Origin of the sequence: Hymenobacter mellowenesis, from assembly GCF_030581005.1 — a bacterium.
GTDB lineage: Bacteria > Bacteroidota > Bacteroidia > Cytophagales > Hymenobacteraceae > Hymenobacter > Hymenobacter mellowenesis.
The window spans coordinates 528,439-547,282 of sequence record NZ_JAUQSX010000001.1; the positions used below are offsets into that span (position 1 = coordinate 528,439).

Consider the following 18,844-nt stretch of genomic DNA (forward strand, 5'->3'; position numbering starts at 1 on the left):
ATCCACAAACTTATTGGAGCGAAACTGGCCCAGCACAAAGCAAAAAGGGCATTCTTTGCGGCCATCGCCGGTGCCACTTATTCGGCTGCCCGGGGCTATTCGTTGGGCTATCCGACACTCTGGATGCGTGTGGTAAATCTCAGCAGCAGAATTTTCTGCCGCCGATGAATAGAAGGGCAAGTTGTAGCTCATAGCGCTGAAGGTTGGTTCTCACATGGTACTCGTTGCCGCCCGAGGCAATTCACTTATTATTAAAATAAATGTACTAAAAAAAATAATTAATTTACCTATCATATTAAAAAATCTCATAAAATATTTGAAAAGGAGAATTTGAAGTCAGATATATGTTTTGTATTGATGTTGCTTATTACTAAGCAAATAGAGTCTGAATCGATTTGGTCTGCCCGCTGAAAACGGGTTGAGAATATGGGTTGCCAGCGCATTACAATTCAACAATCGCGACAGTTGACCCAGATATGTACTTCAGAGGCAATGCAAAAAAAGGCCGACCTTAATTGCTTAGGGTCGGCCTTTTTTGTGGTCACCGAAGACTTCTAATGGCTAATCTTTGGGCTTCACTTTGGTTTTGCCGTTGCGCTTGCCTTTGATTTTCGTGTCGCTCGGCACAATGGTGGTTGGGGCGACGACAGTGTTGGAGGAAGGCTCTACCGTCGTAGTGGTCGACTCAGTGGTGGTCGATGAAGCGGGCGTTTGGACCGGCGTGGCCGGATACGCCGGGGTGGCGGGTGTTACCGTAGTTTGGCGCGTAGTGGTGGTGGTGGTGCTGGTTTGGGCGCTGGCCGAATAGCCCGCTGTGGCGAACAATAGAGCCAGAAAAAGTTGCTTTTTCATAGGATGGAGAAGTTAGAAGAACATTGAGCCGGCATAAATCAATTACTGGCTGTGAGTTGGCTTTAACGACAGCTCCGCTCAAAGGGTTGACCTGAAGCTGGGCCAACGTCAACCAAACCAGCCCGTTGCTTAACAAAGCAAAGGCCCACTGGCGCAATGCCAGCGGGCCGCTATATTCTTGGCCGGAAGCCCGACGCTCAGTTGGTTGCGACTGCTTCGAGGGATGCGGAGCCTTTGGTGGGGGCCGATTTGCGCAGGTAGCGGTTGGCTTCCTGGTACAGGTCTGACTTGCGTTCGGCCTGCTCCACCACCACCTGGAAGTAGCGGCGGGCCAGCGGCCGGTTGCTGGCCTGCGCCGCCAACCGGCCCAGCCCAGCCGCCGCAAACAGGTAGTAGCCGCCCTTGGTCTGGCCCACGGCTTCGCAGAACACCAGGCAGCGCTGGTAGAAGTCCTGCGCGGCGGCGGGGTTGTTGTGCCGGTGCTGCTCCACGTAGCCCAGGTAATAGGACGCTGCACGGCCGCTAAAGCCTTCGTAGCCGGGCAGGCCCTTGTTGATTTTGGCTAGGATGTCGCGGCTGGTGCGTTCGCATTCGGTCAGCTCGCCCTCGGCAAATGCGTTTTGGGCGCGGGCGCGCTGGAAGCAGCTATTGTCGGGGAAATCGCGAGTGAGGTCGCGGGCGGCGGTGAGGGCGGCGGCGGTGTTATTTTCGCGGGCGCTGCCCAGGATGCGCATGCGGAAAAACCGGGCCTCGGCCGCTGTGTAGAAGCCGTGCTGGGCCACTTGTTCCAGTTGGGCCAGGCCGGTGCTGCGGTCGCCTTTGGGAAAGAACCAGAGCACCGGGCGCAGCCAGCGGTATTCGTCGGCAATCCAGACGGCGTAGTAGTTGAACAAGCCTTCGCCGAACACGAATTCGGGGCTGAGGCCGTTGGCTTCGCGGCTTTTTTGCAGGTAGGCCAGGGCGCGCTTGCTGCTCACGGTGGCCTTGCGCCAGTCGTGGCGCTCGGCGTGCAGGCGGGCGTCGAAACCATAAGCGGCCGACAGGAAGAAGCTGGCTTCGTAGTTGTTGTGGTCGGCGTCGTAGAGCTTCTGGGCTTTGGTGGTGGCCGTGTCCATGTAGGCGAAGAAGGTCTTGTCGTACTGCTGGTTGAAAGTGTTGCTGGGCATGATTTTCCACCAGGTGCTCAGGCCCAGCAGGAAATAAGGCATGGGGTGCTGGGGGTAGCGCCGCCGCAACGACCGAAACTGCCGCTCGGCCTGGTCGAACTTGAAGTTGTAGAGGTTGTGTACCGCGCCATCGAGTTCGGTCTGGATGTCGGCGTTGAGCAGCAGCCATTCTTTGGTATCGACGGCCGCCGGGGCCACCAGCACGTCGTCGAGGGCCACATCGGGCATGGCACGCACGGTATCGGCGGCCGATGGCCATGCAGCCGTGACCGGCGCCTGAGCCAGAGCGTTGCTCACCGAAAAAAAACAAAGAACCCCCGCTCCTACTAAACGCAGGGAACGGCACAACTGGTAGAAATTTGTCATGAGCGAGTTCGTATATAATTTAATCGATAATTTTCTAAAGAAAGGCGAGATGAACAAGAAAGGCTTTTCTACTAAAAAACCCTAATCATTACCAATATGAAGCTTTTATTTGATAACAACAACAAATTTAATGAATGGAATTTTTCTAATTTAAAAGAAAATATATGTTCATGCCAAAACCAGGTATAGTGCAAAACATAAACACATCGTATCGGTTCTGCTAAATGGAACAACCGGGCGGGCCGCACAAAACCTCACCTACGATTTTGGAGTTGAAATCAGATTCTTTCGACATCAAACAACTACCCGGCTATTAGCCGGTTTTCTCCCCTTTTTATGGAATACACCCGTTTGGGCAATACCGGCCTGCAGGTTTCGCGCATCTGTCTGGGCACCATGACCTATGGCACGCCCACCGAGCGCTGGCCCTGGGCCTTGAAAGAAGACCAAAGCCGTCCCTTCATTCAGAAGGCGCTGGAGCTGGGCATCAATTTTTTCGACACGGCCGACGTGTATAGCAACGGCGCCAGCGAGGAAGTGGTGGGCCGGGCCCTACGCGACTTCGCCAAGCGCGACGAGGTGGTGCTGGCCACCAAAGTATTCAACGCCATGGGCCCCGGCCCGAATGACAAGGGCCTCTCGCGCAAGCACATCATGAGCGCCATCGATGCCAGCCTGAAGCGGTTGGGCACCGATTACGTGGACCTGTACCAGATTCATCGTTGGGACTACCATACGCCCATTGAGGAGACGCTGGAGGCACTGCACGACGTAGTGAAGGCCGGCAAGGCGCGCTATATCGGGGCGTCGTCGATGTTTGCTTGGCAGTTTGCGCAGGCTCTTTATTTGGCTGATAAGCACAACTGGACGCGCTTCGTGAGCATGCAGCCGCACTACAATCTGGTGTACCGCGAGGAGGAGCGCGAAATGCTGCCGCTGTGCGAGGACCAGAAAATAGGTGTCATTCCGTGGTCGCCGCTGGCGCGGGGGCTGCTCACGGGTGGCCGTGGCAAGGAGCGCAACGAAACCGAGCGCGCCAAAACCGACGCTTTCGGCAAAAGCCTCTACGGCCGCGACGACGACTTCGCGGTGGCCGACCGCGTGACGGAAATTGCCCAGGAACACGGCCTGCCCAACGCCCAGATTGCCCTGGCCTGGATGCTAAGCAAACCGGCCATCACAGCACCCATCGTGGGCGCCAGCAAGCCGGGTCACCTCGAAGACGCCGTGGCGGCGGTGGATGTGAAGCTCAGCGCGGAGGAAATCAAGCGGCTAGAGGAGCCATATCAGCCGCACCCGGTGCTGGGGTTTTCGTAGAAATTAGATACGGAACAAACAGAACGGTCCTGCTGAGCGTAGCCGAAGCATTTTTACCGCGAGAGTAGATGGATTACTCCTGCGGTAGAGATGCTTCGTCTGCGCTCAGCAGGACCGTTCTGTTTGTTCTCTAATGACTCTGGAAGTTCCTTACTTCTTCAGCACCAGATAGCCGTAGGCCGGCAGCGAGATGGTGGCGCCCACGGCGTAGGTGCCGCCTTGCAGGGCGTTGGTCCAACTCGTGTTGGCCAGGGCGGCGGGCACGGTGAAGGTCTGCACCGAATTGCGCACGTTGGCCAGCACGAAGGCCTGCTCGGAGCCGGCGGTTTTGGTGAAGGCGCACACGTTGGCGGTGCTGTAGGCGGTGGGCGTGCCGGAGCGCAGGGCCGGGCTGGCGGCGCGGGCAGCCATGAGCTGCTGGTAGGCGCGCTTCACGTCAGGGTTCACGCCCCACTGCACTTTCACGGAGGTGAAGGGGAACGGAATTTTTGCCGTCATGCCGGCTTCCTGGCCGTTGTAAATCATGGGCACGCCCTTGTAGAGGGCCGTTATCACGAAGGCCGACATGGCCCCCGCCTTGCCACCGAACTGCGTGACCGGCGTACCGTCAGAGTCGTTCGCGTCGTGGTTGGTGATGTAGCGCACCACTTGCTGCGTGCCCGTGGCGCCCACGTATTCGCTGGCATTGAGGGCGTCGAAGTTGGTGGCCGGGCCGTTGCTGATGTACACGCCGCGGATGCCGCCGTAGAAATTGAAGCCAAAGTTGTAGTCGAAGCCCGAGGCGAAGTTGGCGCTGCGGGTGGCTTCGGCCAGCAGGAGCAGCTTGTGCGTCTTCACATTGCGCAGCGTGTCGATGGCCTGCTTCCAGAAGTCGTTGGGCTGGAAGTCGGCGTAGTCGAAGCGGAAACCGTCCACGTTGGCCGTGAACACCCACGACTTGATGGCCGAAATCATCTCGGCCCGCAGGTAAGCGTTGGTGAAATCGAGCTGAGCCACGTCGTTGTAGGTTGTGCCGTTGTTGGACACGGCCGCGATGTTGCCGGCCGCGTTAGCCTTATACCAGTCCGGATGGGCGGTTATCCAGGGATTGTCCCAGCTGGTGTGGTTGGCCACCCAGTCCAGCATCACGGCCATGCCGCGGGCGTGGGCCGCGTCCACCAGCGTGCGCAGGTCGGCGAGGGTGCCGAATTCGGCGTTCACGGCGCGGTAGTCCTTCACGGCGTAGGGCGAGTTATACGACGGATACGAACCCACCGCCTGTCCCACCGGGTATATCGGCATCAGGTACAGCACGTTCGTTCCCACGGCCTTGATGGAATCGAGCCGGGCCAGTACGCCGGCAAAATTGCCAGCTTGGCTAAAAGCCCGCATGTTGACCTGATAAATCACCGCATCCTCGCGGTTGGGCACCCCGGCGAAGGGCGTGCCGTACTGCGGCGGCGTGGGCGTGGAGGTGATGGGCGGCGTGACGGGGACGGGCGGCGTCGTGTCCTTGTTGCAGGCCGACATCAGGCCCACGGCAGCCAACAGCACCAGCGTATTCGCGCGTAAAATGTGGAAAACAGACATTTCGAAAAGATTAGATAAGCGGGGATGAATGAGCGGGCGGAGAATTATTTCCGGACCGGTTTGAAGCTGACGGCCGCGCCGCCACCCGGCGCCAGTTGCAGCCGAAGCGCCGATTTGCTGGTTACCACCTGCTTGGTGATGCGGTAGGCCATGGGGTTTTTCTGCCAGTCGGCGCCCGGGCCGTCGGCGTAAATAATGGCCTCGTAACGCTGGCCGGGCGTTAAAAAGTCCAGCTTGATGGGCTGCTGGCGGGCATTTTCGTCGGTGATGCTGCCGAGGTACCACTCGTCCCGGCCCTTAGCCCGGCGCACGGTGGTGAGGTAGTCGCCGGGTTCGGCGGCTAGGATGCGGGTATCGTCCCAGTCCACGGCCACGTCTTCGATGAACTGGAAGGCGTCGAGGTGCTGGTTGTAGGCTTCGGGCAGGTCGGCGGCCATTTGCAGGGGCGAGTACATGGTCACGTACAGGGCCAGTTGCTTGGCCAGGGTGGTGTGCACCTGCTTGCCCTGGTTGCGGGCGGGGTTCCAGTCGTCGAGCTTGATTTGAAAGATGCCAGGCGTGTAGTCCATCGGGCCGCCCATGAGGCGGGTGAAGGGCAGAATGGTTTCGTGCTCGGGCGGGTTGCCGCTGCTCCAAGCGTTAAACTCGTTGCCGCGGGCGGCCTCGTTGGCCAGCCAGTTGGGGTAGGTGCGATGCAGGCCGGTGGGCCGCACGGCCTCGTGCATGTCGACCATGATGCGGCTGTCGGCCGTGAGTTGGGCGGTGTGCACGTAGTGGTTCACCATCCACTGCCCGTCGTGGTGCTCGCCGCGCGGGATGATGCGGCCCACGTAGCCGGTTTTCACGGCGTCGTAGCCGTGCTGCTTCATAAAGCGGTAGGCGGCATCCTGGCGCCGCTCGTAGTTGGTGACGGAGCTGCTGGTTTCGTGGTGCATGATGAGCTTAACGCCCTTGCTGGCGGCGTAGCGCTGCAGCTCGTCCACGTCGAAATCGGGGTAGGGCGTCACGAAGTCGAACACCTCCTCCTTCCAGTTATTGGCCCAGTCCTCCCAGCCCACGTTCCAGCCTTCCACCAGCACGCCAGGGATGTGGTGCGCGGCCGCGAAGTCGATGTAGCGCTTCACGTTGGCGGTGTTGGCGCCGTGGTGGCCGTTGTTTTTCAGGGCGTTCCAGTTGGTGCCGGCCAGCTTGATGTTGCTGGTGTCGGCGTAGTTCCAGCTGGCGCGGTTCACGTGCATCTCCCACCACACACCCACAAATTTCTGGGGCTGAATCCAGCCGGTTTCGGCTACTTTGCTGGGCTCGTTCAGGTTCAGAATGAGCTTGCTGGCCAGCACGGCCGGGGCGTTGTCGGCCACCACGATGGTGCGCCAGGGCGTGTGCTCCGGCGCCTGCAGATAGGCCTTGGCGCCGGTGCCGGTGGCATCGGGCACGAGTTGGCTGCTGAGGCTGAAGGTCTTGGTGTCCACGTTTAGAAACAGGGCCGGGTAGTTCACCAGCGCCGCCTCGTGAATATTGATGTACAGTCCGTTATCAGCTTTCAGCATCAGCGGCGTTTGCACCCGCTTGGGGTCAGACTTCAGCTGAATGGCCTCGATGGGCGTGGTATTCACCTCGCTCAGACGGCTGGTGGTGTAGGCGTACTCGTTGGAGTCGTAGTCGCCCGGAATCCAGAAGGCCTTGTGGTTGGCCGGCAGGTTGAACTCGGTGTGCTCGTCCTGCACCGTGAAGTACTGCAGGCGCGGCTGCCGCGGAAACTCGTAGCGGAAGCCCACGCCATCGGCAAACACGCGGAACACCACGTCCAGCGTCCGGCCCGGGGCGGCCGGCTGGCGCAGGTGCACCGTGAGCTGCTGGTAGTGGTTGCGGATGGTTTTCACCTCGCCCCACACCGGCGTCCAGGTTTCGTCTACGTCCTTTGTTTCGCTGCCCGCCAGCACCAGCGGGCCGTCAAAGCCCTTGCCGTCGGCAAAGCTCAAACCCAGCCGCGAGGGCTGCACCACCGTTTTGGCGCCGTAGGCCACGGCGTAGGCGGGGCGGCCGTCGGCGCCCAGCGCCACCGTCAGGCTGACTTTTTCGAGATGGGCACTCAGAGGCGTCGTAGTTTGGGCGCTGGCGCGGAATCCGGCCGGGAGCAGGCAAATTGCCAGCAGAATTTTTCTCATAAGGTAAATATCGGGCAGCACCAAAGCCTATGTTGGCAGAAGGGGCACCTAAGGGTTGGTTATCTAAAATAAGCGGTTTAAATTATTGAACGATGGCACGGAGCGCTCCCCGCGCCATCGTTTGCTATGGAGAATAAAATCTGTTATTACCGCCGCACTTCCACCCGGCGGCTGCTTACACCGGCGGCCGTTTGCAGACGCAGCATATACACGCCATTGGCTACATCAGCCAGTCCAAACGTGAAGCTGCTGCCCGTGCCTATTTGCTCAGCCACTACCTGGCCCAGCATATTGAGCAGTGTGGCACGCACAGTGCCTGCAGGCCCGGCCAGCCCACCCAGCTGCACCGTGAACTGGTCGGTGGCGGGGTTGGGATACACCGCTACTTCGGGCGCAACGGCCGATTTAGTGGTGGCCAGCGCCGTGGCTACCGGCGCAAATGCCACGCCCCGGAACGAGGTATTGGCCGCCAGCGGCACGAAAGGCGCGGGCAGCGTGGTCGTGCTGGGCGCCGCGTTGTAGCCGGCCTGGTCGGTCACGGAATAAAGTCCTCCCCCACCGCTGGCAATCAGCTGCACCGCCGTGCCCACGCGCTGGCCGGTGAGGCCGCGCAGCAGCGCCGTGGAAGAGCCGCCGATGGTGCCGTTCAGCGTCCAGGTGCTGCCCACCAGGCTCCACTTCTGGATGCCGCCGGTGCTGGCGTCGTCGGTCACGTACACCACGTCGAGGCCCGGCACAGTGCTGCTTGGGTCGGCGAAATAGAAACCGTAGGGGCTGGGGCCGCTGGCCGTGGGGAAGCCCGGCAGCAGCGTCACGGCCGCGCCGGCCGTCGTGGGAAGGCCGGTGCCAATCTGGTTCAGGCCGTAGTTGGAATTGGCGGCCGAGGTGGCGTAGAGGTTGCCGTCGGCAATACCCAGAATACGAAAGTTCACCACCGTGCCGCCGCTCAGCGCCGTGGTGGTGCCGGTGTTGCCGAAGGGCACGTAGCGGATGCCGCTGTTGCCGCCCGACACGTAGAACGCGCTGCCGTCGGTGCTTACCGCCGTGCGGATGTTGGAGCCCGAAAAGGCGTCGTTGATTCGGGTGTTGGTGTCCACGCTGCCATCGGCGCTGATGCGCGCCACCAGACGGTTGTTGGTGGTGCCGCTGTTGGTGCTCGTCACGATGCCGGCGGTGCCGGGCACGGCGTTGTAGCCAGTCAGCAGCAGGTAGCGGCCGTCGGCCGTGCGGGTGATGTTGTCGGAAGTGGCGGTACCGCTGTTGGTGAAGGCCCGCACGGTGCCGTTGTCGGCCGTGGGCAGGGCAATGCTGCGCACCAGCGTGCCGCTTAGCGTGTACTCGTCCACAAACTCGGGCGTGGCGGCCGTGGTGAGCGTGGCCGAGCCGTCGCCCACCCGCACCGTGGCGATGTTGCCCGGTGTGAAGGCCGTGGCATTGGTCGGCGATGAAACCTGCTGATAAGCAACCTGCTGCAGGGCCACTGCCTGGGTGGGCGTAATGCCCAGGTCGGCCGCCGCCTGCTCGGTGGCGCCCAAGGTGCGCGGGTCCACATTCGTGAGCTGATAAAACAGCACCAGCGCGCTCAAATAGCTGCCCGTAATGCTGGGGTGCACGTAGTCCACGTTCCAAAGGTTTACCTTGGTGGGGTCGGGCGAGTACGGATTGCGGGTAGCCACGCCATTTGTGATGGCGCGCAGCCAAGCATCACCCACCGAGGCCACGGCCGCAAAACGGCGATTAGAAGCGAATTCCTGATAATAGCCCTTGTGCAGGTCGGCCGTCATTGTATCGATGGGGAAACCCGTGTAAGGCTGGCCGGTGGGATAGGTGAAATCGGGGCGGCCCCAGGTTTCGTAGAGGTACACCTGCGCGGCGGGGCTGGCCGTGTGGATGGCCTGCTCCAGCAGGTCGGCGTAGCTGTAAAACAGGGCGCGGTTGCCACCGCGGGCGTTGGGCACGGGCCGGGTGCTCTGCTCCTGCAGCACCACCTTGTCCCAGCCCGGCTGCGCTATGACCGACAGCGCGCTGGTGTAATGAAACTGCAGCGACTTGCCGCTCACGGCCTCGGTCTGCACGTTATAGTTCAGGCCGGCCTGCACCGTGAACTTCTTAAAGATGCCAGGCACGCCGCCAAAAGCGGGCGTCATGCCGGCGTCGTGGGCACGCGGGTCGCCGGCGGGCAGGTTATAATTAAGGTCCGTGACGGCCCCGGAATTGTAGTAGAGCACCGGCGTGTATTGGCCGTGCGTGAAGCTGTTGCCCACAAACAGCACACGGGTTTGGGCGTGCGCCGTGGTGGTCAGGCCGAGCGCGGCTACGGCCAGCCCCAGCAGGCGCCAGGCGCCCCGAGGGGTAAAAGATGTTAACATAGGAAAAGGGAAAAGTGGGAATTGAAAAGGCCCTTGCATCCGCCGCGCCGCGCCAACTGAGCCGGGCCCAGCGCCGCGTTGTCGCAGTCGTTTTGGAGGAGAAAGTGACCAAAACTACCCCGCACCCCAGCCAGCCGGAATTTATCAAACCCAAGTATGAAAAATATTAACCCTTTCTCAATTCAATAAACTGTTTTACAATATTTTAAGTATAAAATCTACACTCAAAGTATAGGATAAATATTGTCTGATTCAGCACGAATCACCAACAAAAAAGGGACCGCAGCCCTTTTATTATCCCGATTCCCATGGGTTCTCCGGGCCTTGGCGCAGCCCAGCCAGCGCCGGTCTAAGGGGCCACTCACCTAGCTCCGCTACACGGCTTCGATGGCCAGAATGCGGGCTTCAAATTCTTCGTTGGGCACCAGCGAACGGTTCTTCACCCGGGTCTTGTAGGTGTAAATCGTGTTGATGGAATAGCCCAGCATGCGGCTGATTTGCTCGCTGTCATCGATACCCAGCCGGATGAGGGCGAAGATGCGGACCTCTGTGGTCAGGAGTTGGTCGTCGGCCAGCGTCAGGCGGTCCTCCTCCCGAAACAGGGTGTTGAACTGCGCAATGAAATTGGGAAACAGCCGCAGGAAAACCGTGTCGAAGCCCTTCAGCAGTTCGTTGCGCTCGGTCTTGATGTTGACGCCATCGACCAGCTTCTGCAGGCCGGCGTACTGCTTGCTGCTGAGCAGGGCTTCCACGCGCTTCTTGAGTGTTTCGAGCTTGTCGATGTACTGCGAGTTGTTGTGGAAGTAGTAGCCAATGTATTCTTCCTTAATCGTATTGGCTTCGTTGAGGCCGCTGTTGAGTTGGTGCAGCTCGTCGTTGCGGGCCTGTAGCTCCCGGTTAGCAGCGAAAATCAACTGGTCGGCCCGGCGCAGCTTGCGTAGCGCCCGCCAGCTCACCACCGCGAAGGCGATGACCACGCCGGCCAGCAGCGTCATGACAATAGCGTAGGTTCTCAGCGACTTGCGCTGGTTCTCGATGATGTTGATTTTCTGCCCTTCGATGATGGACGAGACGTGGCTGATTTCAATCTGCCGCTGGCGGGCCTTGTAAAACGTGGCGTTTTCGCGGGCTTCCCTAATGAACGTGTAGGCGTTCTTGAGGTCGCCCTGCCGGTAGCAGTAGTCCGAAAGCTTGAAGATGGCCGTGGTTTCCTTGGTGGCCGTCTTCACGTCGGCAATGGCCGAAACAAGCAGCAGCTCAAAGGCTTTTTCGGGCTGGCCGGCCTGCTCGTAGAGGTAGGAAGTGGTGCTGGCGCTCACGGCCAGCTGGTGCAGCGTGAGACGCGGCAGCCGCAAAATCTGGCGGTATACCGCCGCCGCCGCGGTCAAGTCGGCGTTTTTCAGCGCCCGGAATTCCTGCACTTCCAGGCACTCATAGGAACCCGGGCGGCAGAACTGCAGGGCCGTGTCGGCGTAGGCCAGGGCCTTGGCGTAGTAAGCCGGGCGGTAGGTTTGGTCCTGGTTGAAATTACCCAAGTCACTATAAGCCCGAGCTTTCAGGAAGTACAGGCTCTGCTTGTCAGGCAGCGTCAGGCGGCGCGCATTGATGCTGTCGAGCGTTTCAAACGTTTCCTTGAACAGGCCCGACGACAGCAGCACGAAGGCCAGCTTGAGCTTGGCCACCTCCAGCTTCTCAGGGCTGCGGAGCTTCTTAGCCAACTGCCTGATTTTCTGACAATACACAAAGGCCGAATCGTACTTAAAAGCCTTGTACTCATCGTAGATGCGAAGGGCCAAACCGAAGCGGGCATTGTCGTTGGCTTCCAAGGCAGCAAAATCGGCGGTGAGCACCGCAATGCGGTTCAGGCGTTGCCCGTCGTATTCTTTTTTGTGGGCCAGCGCCTGGTTCAGCTCCGTCAGCAGGCTGTCGGTTGTGCTGGCCTGCTCGCCCGCGCAGGCTAGCAAACTACTGAGCAGCAAACCGCAAATGATAAAAAACCTCTTCACCAAATAAAGCAGGCCGCTAACGGGGCCAACTCAAAAGTAAGGGTTTGCCGAAGTAGTTGGACGATGTAGCTGGACAATGACCGGCTGCCCGCCAGACCGCGCGCCAGCACGGCCCTTCGTCATGCAGGACTCCAGCCCGTCATGTCTCGGCAAGCTCGATATGACGGGCTGGAGTCCTGCCTAACCGTTATTCCTCACCGGCATTCTTCAGCTTGCTCAGCAGCGAATACGCACCTTCGGTCACGTAGCGGGCCGTGGAATCGGCGGCGGCGCGGCCGGGAATGAACACCTCGCTGTAGCCGTCGGCCTGCTCGCCACGGCGCACTTCAATTATTTTGAAAACCTGCTTGCCGGCCGTGGAGGGCTCTTGCCGGAATACGTATTGCTTGCCTTCGTAGTCCACCACGGCCTTGTCGGGCAGGGCCAACACCCGGCGGTTCGTGGTTTCTACCACGGCGCGCACGAACATGCCGGGCAGCAGCGCGGGGTCGTTTTCCTGGTCGAGGTGGCCGTGCACGCGCACCGTGCGCTGCTGCTCATCCACCGTGCGGCCGATGAGATAGACGCGGGCGGTGCGCTCGGCGCTGCTATCGTTGGGCAGCGTGAACCGGATGCGTTGGTTTTTTTTGAGCAGCGGCACGTCCTTTTCAAACACGGTGAGTTCCACGTGCAGGTGGTCGGGGTCGACTAGTTGAAACAGCGCATCGGTGGGCGTCACACTCTGGCCCACGGTCACGTTTACGGCTTTGACGAAGGCAGCCTTAGGCGCGCGCAGCGTGGCCGTGCTCACGAAGGGCCGGCGGCCGACGGGCAAGCCCGCCAGGCGCAGGCGCGCCAGCTGGCCGGCAGCCTGGGCTTGCAGGGCGCCGTACTCGGCCTGGGCGCGCTGCAGGTTTTTGGCCGGGGCCACTTCCTCGCGCACCAGTTCGCGCTGGCGTTCCAGCTCGGCCTTGGCGAACGTGAGCTGGCTTTGAGTTTCGAGGTAGCTCTGCTGCAGCTGAATAAACTCCGGGTTGCGGATGATGGCCAGCACCTGCCCCTTGCGCACCCGCGAGCCCTGGAGCAGCGAAGTGGCCTCCACAATGCCCCCCAGCGGCGCGCTGATGGACACAAGCTGGTCGGGCGGCACGTCGAGTACGCCGTTGGCCTTGAGCCCGCCGCCTAGCACACGCTCCGTAAGCGGGCCGGTTCGCACGCCAGCTAGCTGCTGCTCATCGGGCGTGAGGGTGACGTGGTCGGCGGGTACGGCGGGGCCCTCGGCTTTGGTTGCGGCCGGAGTTTCGGCTGTTTCAACGGGTTCGGTTTTACCCGAACAGCCTGCAGCTAGCAGAAATAGAACCAAGGCGGCGGATTTATAGAACAGGGGTTTCATTCGAAGAATCAAAAACGGCATGCAGAAATTCTACTTTATGCGAAGAAGGCTCTGCATGATATGATGCATTGGATAAGTCATTCAATACCAGCTACTCCGCGCTCAACAAATAGTCCAGCTCGATTACCGTCTGGTTGTGTTGCAGCAGCGCGTCCAGATAGTCGGTTCGCAGGCGCAGGGCGCGGTCGAGGTTGAGCAGGTATTCGGTGTAGCCGTTTTCGCCGGCTTTAAAGGCCTTGGTGGCCACGCGGGTGATAACGGCCGCCTGCGGCAGGCCCGTTTGCTGGTAAAACTGCAGGCGCTGCTGCTGCTCGGCGCGTTGAGTGAGCAGCTCCTCTACCTTGCCGGCCAGCTCGGCCTGGTAGCGGCTCAGGCCGGTTTGGGCCACTTTTTCCTGCAGCCGGGCGGCGTCCACACGGGCCCGTTGCGGACCCTGAATGAGGGGCACCGCCACGGTAGCCTGCACGCCCTGAAACCGGTCGCCGGCCCCGTAGGTGCGGGTGGTACCGTCCACTACCTGGGGTCCTATTATTGACTGATTGAAATAGCCCACGCTCAGCCCGGGCTTGCCCTGGGCCTGCGTCACGCGGGTTTCGGCCTGGGCCACGGCCACTTGCTGGCGCAGCACCTGGGCCAGCAGGCTGCGGGCGAAGATGGCCGTATCGCCGGGTGAGATAGCAACTTTGGGAGCGAGGGGCACCATTGTGCTGTCGGCTACCGCCACGGGCTGCCGGCGTTGGAGCAGAGCCTGCAGCTGCCGGACTGCCACCTGGTATTCGGCGCGGGCCTGCGTTAAGCGGATGCGGGTTTCGCCCTGCTGCACCAGCGCGGTGGCCACTTCGAGGCGGTCGGTTTCGCCGGTGCGGAAGCGCAGCTGGGCGGCCCGCACAAATTCAGTGTAGAGGCTGTCCTGAGCGCGCAAAGTGCGCAAACGGTGGCGGGCGTGCACGGCGGCTTCGTACTGCAGGCGCACTTGGCGGCGCACATCGGCGCGGGCCAGGGCCAGCTGCTGCTCCTTGGTGGCCACCTGCGCCCGGGCCAGGGCCGAGAGCGTGCGGTAGTAGCCCGGCCAGGCCAGCGGCTGGGTGATGCTGAACAGGTTGTCGTTCTGCGCCGAGTTGTACTGGCCGTAGCTGCCCTGCACGGTGGTGCGGCCAATGTCGCGCGCCGCGCGCACGGCCGCCTGCTGGGCAGCAAGCTGCTGCTCAGCCCCGAGCACGGTGCCGCTTTGGCCGAGGGCCGCGTCCACGGCCTGGGTGGCGTTGAGGGCGCCATCGGCGGGCGTGCCGGGCTGCTGGGCGCGGGCCCGGCCGGGTAGCAGGCCAGTCCCTAGAGCCAGTAGCAAGAGGCCCGCAGCCGGCAGGCTGGTGGCTGGCGTTCCGGCAGTTGCTGGGGCGTCGGTTTCGTGCTTGCGCGCGGCGCGGCGGGCGCTCCACATTTCTTCGAGGTAGTAGAGCACGGGCAGCACCAGCAGCGTGAGCAGTGTGGCTGTCACCAGCCCGCCGATGACCACCGTGGCCAGTGGCTTCTGCACTTCGCCCCCAGCCGAGTTCGACAGCGCCATCGGCAAAAAGCCCAGCGAGGCCACGGTGGCCGTCATCAGTACCGGGCGCAGACGCACGTGAGTGCCCTCCAGAATGCGGGCGCGCAGGTCAGTCACGCCTTCTTCTTTGAGCTGGTTGAAGTAGCCGATGAGCACAATGCCGTTGAGCACGGCCACGCCAAACAGCGCAATGAAACCCACGCCCGCCGAGATGCTGAACGGCATGCCGCGCAGCCACAGCGCCAGCACCCCGCCAATAGCCGAGAGCGGAATAGCCGTGAAAATCATCACCGACTGGGCTACGGAATTGAATGTGGCATAGAGCAGCAAAAAGATGAGCAGCAGCGCCACCGGCACGGCAATCAGCAGCCGGTCGCGGGCCGACTGCAGGTTCTCAAACTGCCCGCCGTACGTGGCGTAGTAGCCAGGCGCGAACTTCACGCGTTGCGCCAAGCGCTGCTGCACTTGCTTCACGAGGCTTTCCACGTCGCGCCCCCGCACGTTGAAGCCCACGATGATGCGGCGCTTGGCATCGTCGCGCTGAATCTGGCTGGGGCCCGAAACAAAGGCGACTTTGGCCACCTGCTCCAGCGGAATCTGCCGGCCGTCGGGGGTGGCCACGAACAGCTGGCGCAGGTTGCTGATGTCCTGACGGTAGCTTTCCTTAAGGCGCACCACGAGGTCGAACCGGCGCTCTTTCTCGAAAATCTGGCCCGCTACCTGGCCCGCGAAAGCTGTTTGCACGGTGCGGTTCACATCATCTACCGAGAGGCCGTATTGGGCCAGCTTGTCGCGGTCGAGCTGGGCTACAATCTGGGTTTGGCCGGTGGCGCGCTCCACGTAGAGGTCGGTGGCGCCGGGCAGGCCCTTCACCAACTCCCCCACTTGCCCGGCGTAGTCGTCGAGCTGCTGCAGGTCCTCGCCAAAAATCTTAATCACCACGTCCTGCTTGGCACCCGAAATCAGCTCATTAAAGCGCATCTGAATGGGCTGCTGGAAGCCAAATGTGACGCCGGGAATAGTGCTGAGCCGGGCTGACATCTTCTCTACCAAGCCCTCGCGGCTGTCGGCCGAGGTCCAGTCCTTCTTGTCTTTGAGCACGATAATCAGGTCGCAGGCTTCCGGTGGCATGGGGTCGGTCGGAATTTCCGAGGAGCCCACTTTGGCCACCACCTCTTTCACTTCGGGGAAGTTTTTGAGTAGCAGCCCGGCCGCCTGCTGGGCCTTCTCGGCCGTGTAGCTGATGGAGGAACCGGGCAGCACGCGGGTTTCCACAGCAAAGTCGCCCTCTTCCAGGGTGGGAATAAACTCGCCGCCCAGCGTGCGAAACAGCAACGCAGTGCCCACCAGCAACGCCAGTGCCGTGCCAATAATCAGCGTTTTAGCCCCCAGCGCCCACGCCACCACGCGCTGGTAGCGCAGGGCCAGCCGGCCCAGTATCTTGTCCGAAAAGCCGTGGCGGTCGGTGCGGCGGCTCAGGGCCAGCGCCGACATCATGGGCACGTAGGTGAGCGAGAGCAGGAAAGCGCCGAGGATGGCGAAGGCCACCGTCTGGGCCATGGGCCGAAACATCTTGCCCTCGATACCGCCCAGTGCCAGCAGCGGCAGGTACACAATCAGGATAATAATCTCGCCAAACGCCGCCGAGGAGCGGATTTTGCTGGCCGCGTGGTACACTTCGTCGTCCATGTCGGGGCGGGAAAGTTCCGCCGCTTCCGCCGGGCGCTGCAGCCCCGCCAGCCGGTGCACAATGGCTTCCACAATAATGACGGCGCCGTCCACAATCAGCCCAAAGTCAATAGCTCCCAGCGAGAGCAAATTGCCCGAAACGCCAAACAGCCGCATCATGCCAATGGCAAAAAACATGGCCAGCGGTATCACCGAGGCCACCACCAGCCCGGCGCGCCAGTTGCCCAGAAACAGCACCAGCACGAAAATCACAATCAGCGCGCCTTCAGCCAGGTTCTTGGTCACGGTGCCAATGGCCTGGTCCACCAGCTTGGTGCGGTCCAGAAACGGTTCGATAACCACGCCTTCAGGCAGCGTTTTCTGGATGGTGGCCATGCGCTGCTTCACGGCCTTGATGACGGCCGAGGAATTGGCGCCCTTCAGCATAAGCACCAGCGCGCCCACCGCTTCGCCCTCCTGGTTGCGGGTCATCAGGCCGTAGCGCACGGCGTGGCCGAGGCGCACCTGGGCCACGTCGCGTACCAGCACGGGCACGCCGGTGGCGCCGGTGGGCGCCCGCACCACCATGCGGCCCACGTCTTCGAGCGAGCCAGCCAGGCCTTCGGTGCGAATGAAATAGGCCGCGGGATTTTTGTCGATGTAGGCCCCGCCGGTGTTTTGGTTGTTCTTTTCGAGAGCGTTGAAGACGTCGGCCACCGTCACGTTCAGGCTGCGCAGGCGCTCGGGGTCAAGGCCCACCTCGTATTGCTTCACGTAGCCGCCGAAGCTGCTCACGTCGGCCACACCGGGCGTGCCCAGCAGCTGCCGGCGCACCAGCCAGTCCTGCAGCGTGCGCAGCTCGGTGGCCGAATACTTGTGCTCGTAGCCCGGCTTGGGATGCAGCACATACTGGTAGATTTCGCCGAGGCCCGTCGTGAGCGGGGCCAGTTCGGGCGTGCCGGCGCCGGCCGGAATCTGCTGCTCAGCGTCCTTTAGCCGCTCACTCACCTGCTGGCGCGCCCAGTACACGTCCACACCGTCGGGAAACACGATGGTGACCACCGACAGGCCGAACCGGGAGAAAGAACGCACCTCTTCCACATCGGGAATGGTAGCAATAGCCTGCTCAATGGGAAACGTAACCAACCGCTCCACATCGGGCGCGCCGAGCGACGGCGTCTGGGTGATGACCTGCACTTGGTTGTTGGTGATGTCGGGCACGGCATCGATGGGCAGATTGGCCACCGAGTAGCCGCCCCACGCCACCAGCGCCAGCGTGAGCAGGCCAATGAGCAGCTTGTGGGTGATGGAAAAGTAAATAATGCGGTCGAGCATGAGCTGCTGAACGGGAAGGGAGACAAACCAGAAAAAGACGGGGGAACGCGGCCGGACGCAGTACGCAAAAAGTCCGCGCCGGGCACGGCACAGCCGTTCCAGCGCGGACCTTATCGGGCGCGAAGCATCAGATTACCAGAGAACCAATGAAGATTCGCAGGTCGGGAATTTTGGGTTTGAGGTGCTCAGGTGGCACCAGGGCCACGGCTTGCTGCCGGTCCCAGGCCTGAAACGGCCGGAAGGCGAAATCCTGCACGGGCGGCAGGGCCAGCACAGCGGGCGCCGGGTAGTCGCCGAGCAGCTTGAGCAGCGGGGCGAGGCCGGTGAGGGACTGGTCGTCGTCGCCGGTGCAGGCGTGGTGGCCGTGGTGCGGGCTCGACGAGTGCTGAGCTACCGGAGCGTGGTGGTCCTGGTAATGGTCGTCGTCGCGGTTCTGGTCGTGGTCATCATCGTGGTGATGATGCGCCTGCGGCATGTTGGGCAGGTGCAGGTGCTCGCCGACCGCGCGGTGGGGCAGCAGTTCCGCCAGCGCCACCGCCGGCCCCAGCAGCGCGCTCAGAAACACGACCAGCAAGGCCGAGGCAGTGAGGCGAATGGTGGCGGGTAGCAAGCGAAACATGAGCGGGCAAAGGTAAAACAGTCTACGGCCACCGCCTTCTTTCGGTCGAAAAGGCTATCCAATCAACCCAAAGCTGCCTTTTCCTGATTTCCCCTAATTTCTCAAAAGCAAAACAGCCGCTCAGCAATGAAGCTAGGCGGCTGTTAAGCAATGTGGGAAGTAAAGGGCTCGAACCTTCGACCTCTGCTGTGTGAAAGCAGCGCTCTGAACCAACTGAGCTAACCTCCCAAGCTAATAAAACCGGCATCAATTATTCCGGTATTAAAAAGAAAACAGCCACCAAGCGTGATGCCTAAGTGGCTGTCTTTCAGTGTGGGGGATACTGGGTTCGAACCAGTGACCCTCTGCTTGTAAGGCAGATGCTCTGAACCAGCTGAGCTAATCCCCCGTGGTGTTGTTCCCGTTTGGGATTGCAAAGATGGGAGGTGTTTTTGGAAGCGCCAAACAAAATGCTGATTTAAGCGCCAGATTTTTCTGTCAAAAGCGGCTCTCACGCG

The 18,844-nt window shown here is 61.3% G+C and carries 10 protein-coding genes and 2 tRNA genes; 1 reads left to right on the top strand and 11 read right to left on the bottom strand.

The genetic code is table 11. The features are described from left to right. Positions 1 to 561: 561 nt before the first annotated feature. Together Q5H92_RS02190 and Q5H92_RS02195 are read right to left on the bottom strand one after the other, a co-directional pair. Positions 562 to 852 (bottom strand): hypothetical protein, encoded by a 291-nt coding sequence (locus Q5H92_RS02190; protein ID WP_305009828.1) that lies wholly within the window; start codon positions 850 to 852, stop codon positions 562 to 564. 197 nt (positions 853 to 1,049) lie between these two features. Then, positions 1,050 to 2,315 carry a tol-pal system protein YbgF gene (locus Q5H92_RS02195; RefSeq protein WP_305009829.1) on the bottom strand — a complete coding sequence of 422 codons (1,266 nt, stop codon included), beginning with the start codon at positions 2,313 to 2,315 and terminating at the stop codon, positions 1,050 to 1,052. Between the two features lie 405 nt (positions 2,316 to 2,720). On the opposite strand from Q5H92_RS02195, the gene Q5H92_RS02200 reads away from it, so the two are divergent. Beyond that, complete coding sequence (locus Q5H92_RS02200; protein WP_305009830.1) at positions 2,721 to 3,701, top strand: aldo/keto reductase; 981 nt, start codon at positions 2,721 to 2,723, stop codon at positions 3,699 to 3,701. Positions 3,702 to 3,851: 150 nt separating this feature from the next. On the opposite strand, the gene Q5H92_RS02205 is transcribed toward Q5H92_RS02200, so the two are convergent. The 9 genes from Q5H92_RS02205 to Q5H92_RS02245 all read right to left on the bottom strand — a co-directional run bounded on the left by Q5H92_RS02205 (position 3,852) and on the right by Q5H92_RS02245 (position 18,735). Further along, complete coding sequence (locus Q5H92_RS02205) at positions 3,852 to 5,270, bottom strand: alpha-amylase family glycosyl hydrolase (RefSeq protein WP_305009831.1); 1,419 nt, start codon at positions 5,268 to 5,270, stop codon at positions 3,852 to 3,854. A gap of 44 nt (positions 5,271 to 5,314) precedes the next feature. Next, positions 5,315 to 7,435, bottom strand: a complete 2,121-nt coding sequence (locus Q5H92_RS02210) for a glycoside hydrolase family 97 protein (protein WP_305009832.1) — start codon at positions 7,433 to 7,435, stop codon at positions 5,315 to 5,317. Positions 7,436 to 7,581: 146 nt separating this feature from the next. Then, positions 7,582 to 9,804, bottom strand: a complete 2,223-nt coding sequence (locus Q5H92_RS02215) for a T9SS type A sorting domain-containing protein (protein ID WP_305009833.1) — start codon at positions 9,802 to 9,804, stop codon at positions 7,582 to 7,584. Positions 9,805 to 10,178: 374 nt separating this feature from the next. After that, positions 10,179 to 11,783 (bottom strand): SusR family glycan utilization regulator, encoded by a 1,605-nt coding sequence (susR, locus tag Q5H92_RS02220; RefSeq protein ID WP_305009834.1) that lies wholly within the window; start codon positions 11,781 to 11,783, stop codon positions 10,179 to 10,181. A gap of 214 nt (positions 11,784 to 11,997) precedes the next feature. Beyond that, a complete protein-coding gene (locus Q5H92_RS02225; RefSeq protein WP_305009835.1) occupies positions 11,998 to 13,182 on the bottom strand; it encodes an efflux RND transporter periplasmic adaptor subunit in 1,185 nt (394 codons plus the stop codon). Between the two features lie 91 nt (positions 13,183 to 13,273). After that, entirely contained in the window at positions 13,274 to 17,728 is a 4,455-nt protein-coding gene (locus Q5H92_RS02230) for a CusA/CzcA family heavy metal efflux RND transporter (RefSeq protein ID WP_305009836.1), read from the bottom strand. A gap of 127 nt (positions 17,729 to 17,855) precedes the next feature. Further along, positions 17,856 to 18,347 (bottom strand): hypothetical protein, encoded by a 492-nt coding sequence (locus Q5H92_RS02235; RefSeq protein ID WP_305009837.1) that lies wholly within the window; start codon positions 18,345 to 18,347, stop codon positions 17,856 to 17,858. A 153-nt stretch (positions 18,348 to 18,500) separates the two neighbouring features. Next, positions 18,501 to 18,575: transfer RNA gene (locus tag Q5H92_RS02240), tRNA-Val, on the bottom strand. A gap of 85 nt (positions 18,576 to 18,660) precedes the next feature. Continuing rightward, positions 18,661 to 18,735 (bottom strand) — tRNA-Val (locus Q5H92_RS02245). Positions 18,736 to 18,844: the final 109 nt, after the last annotated feature.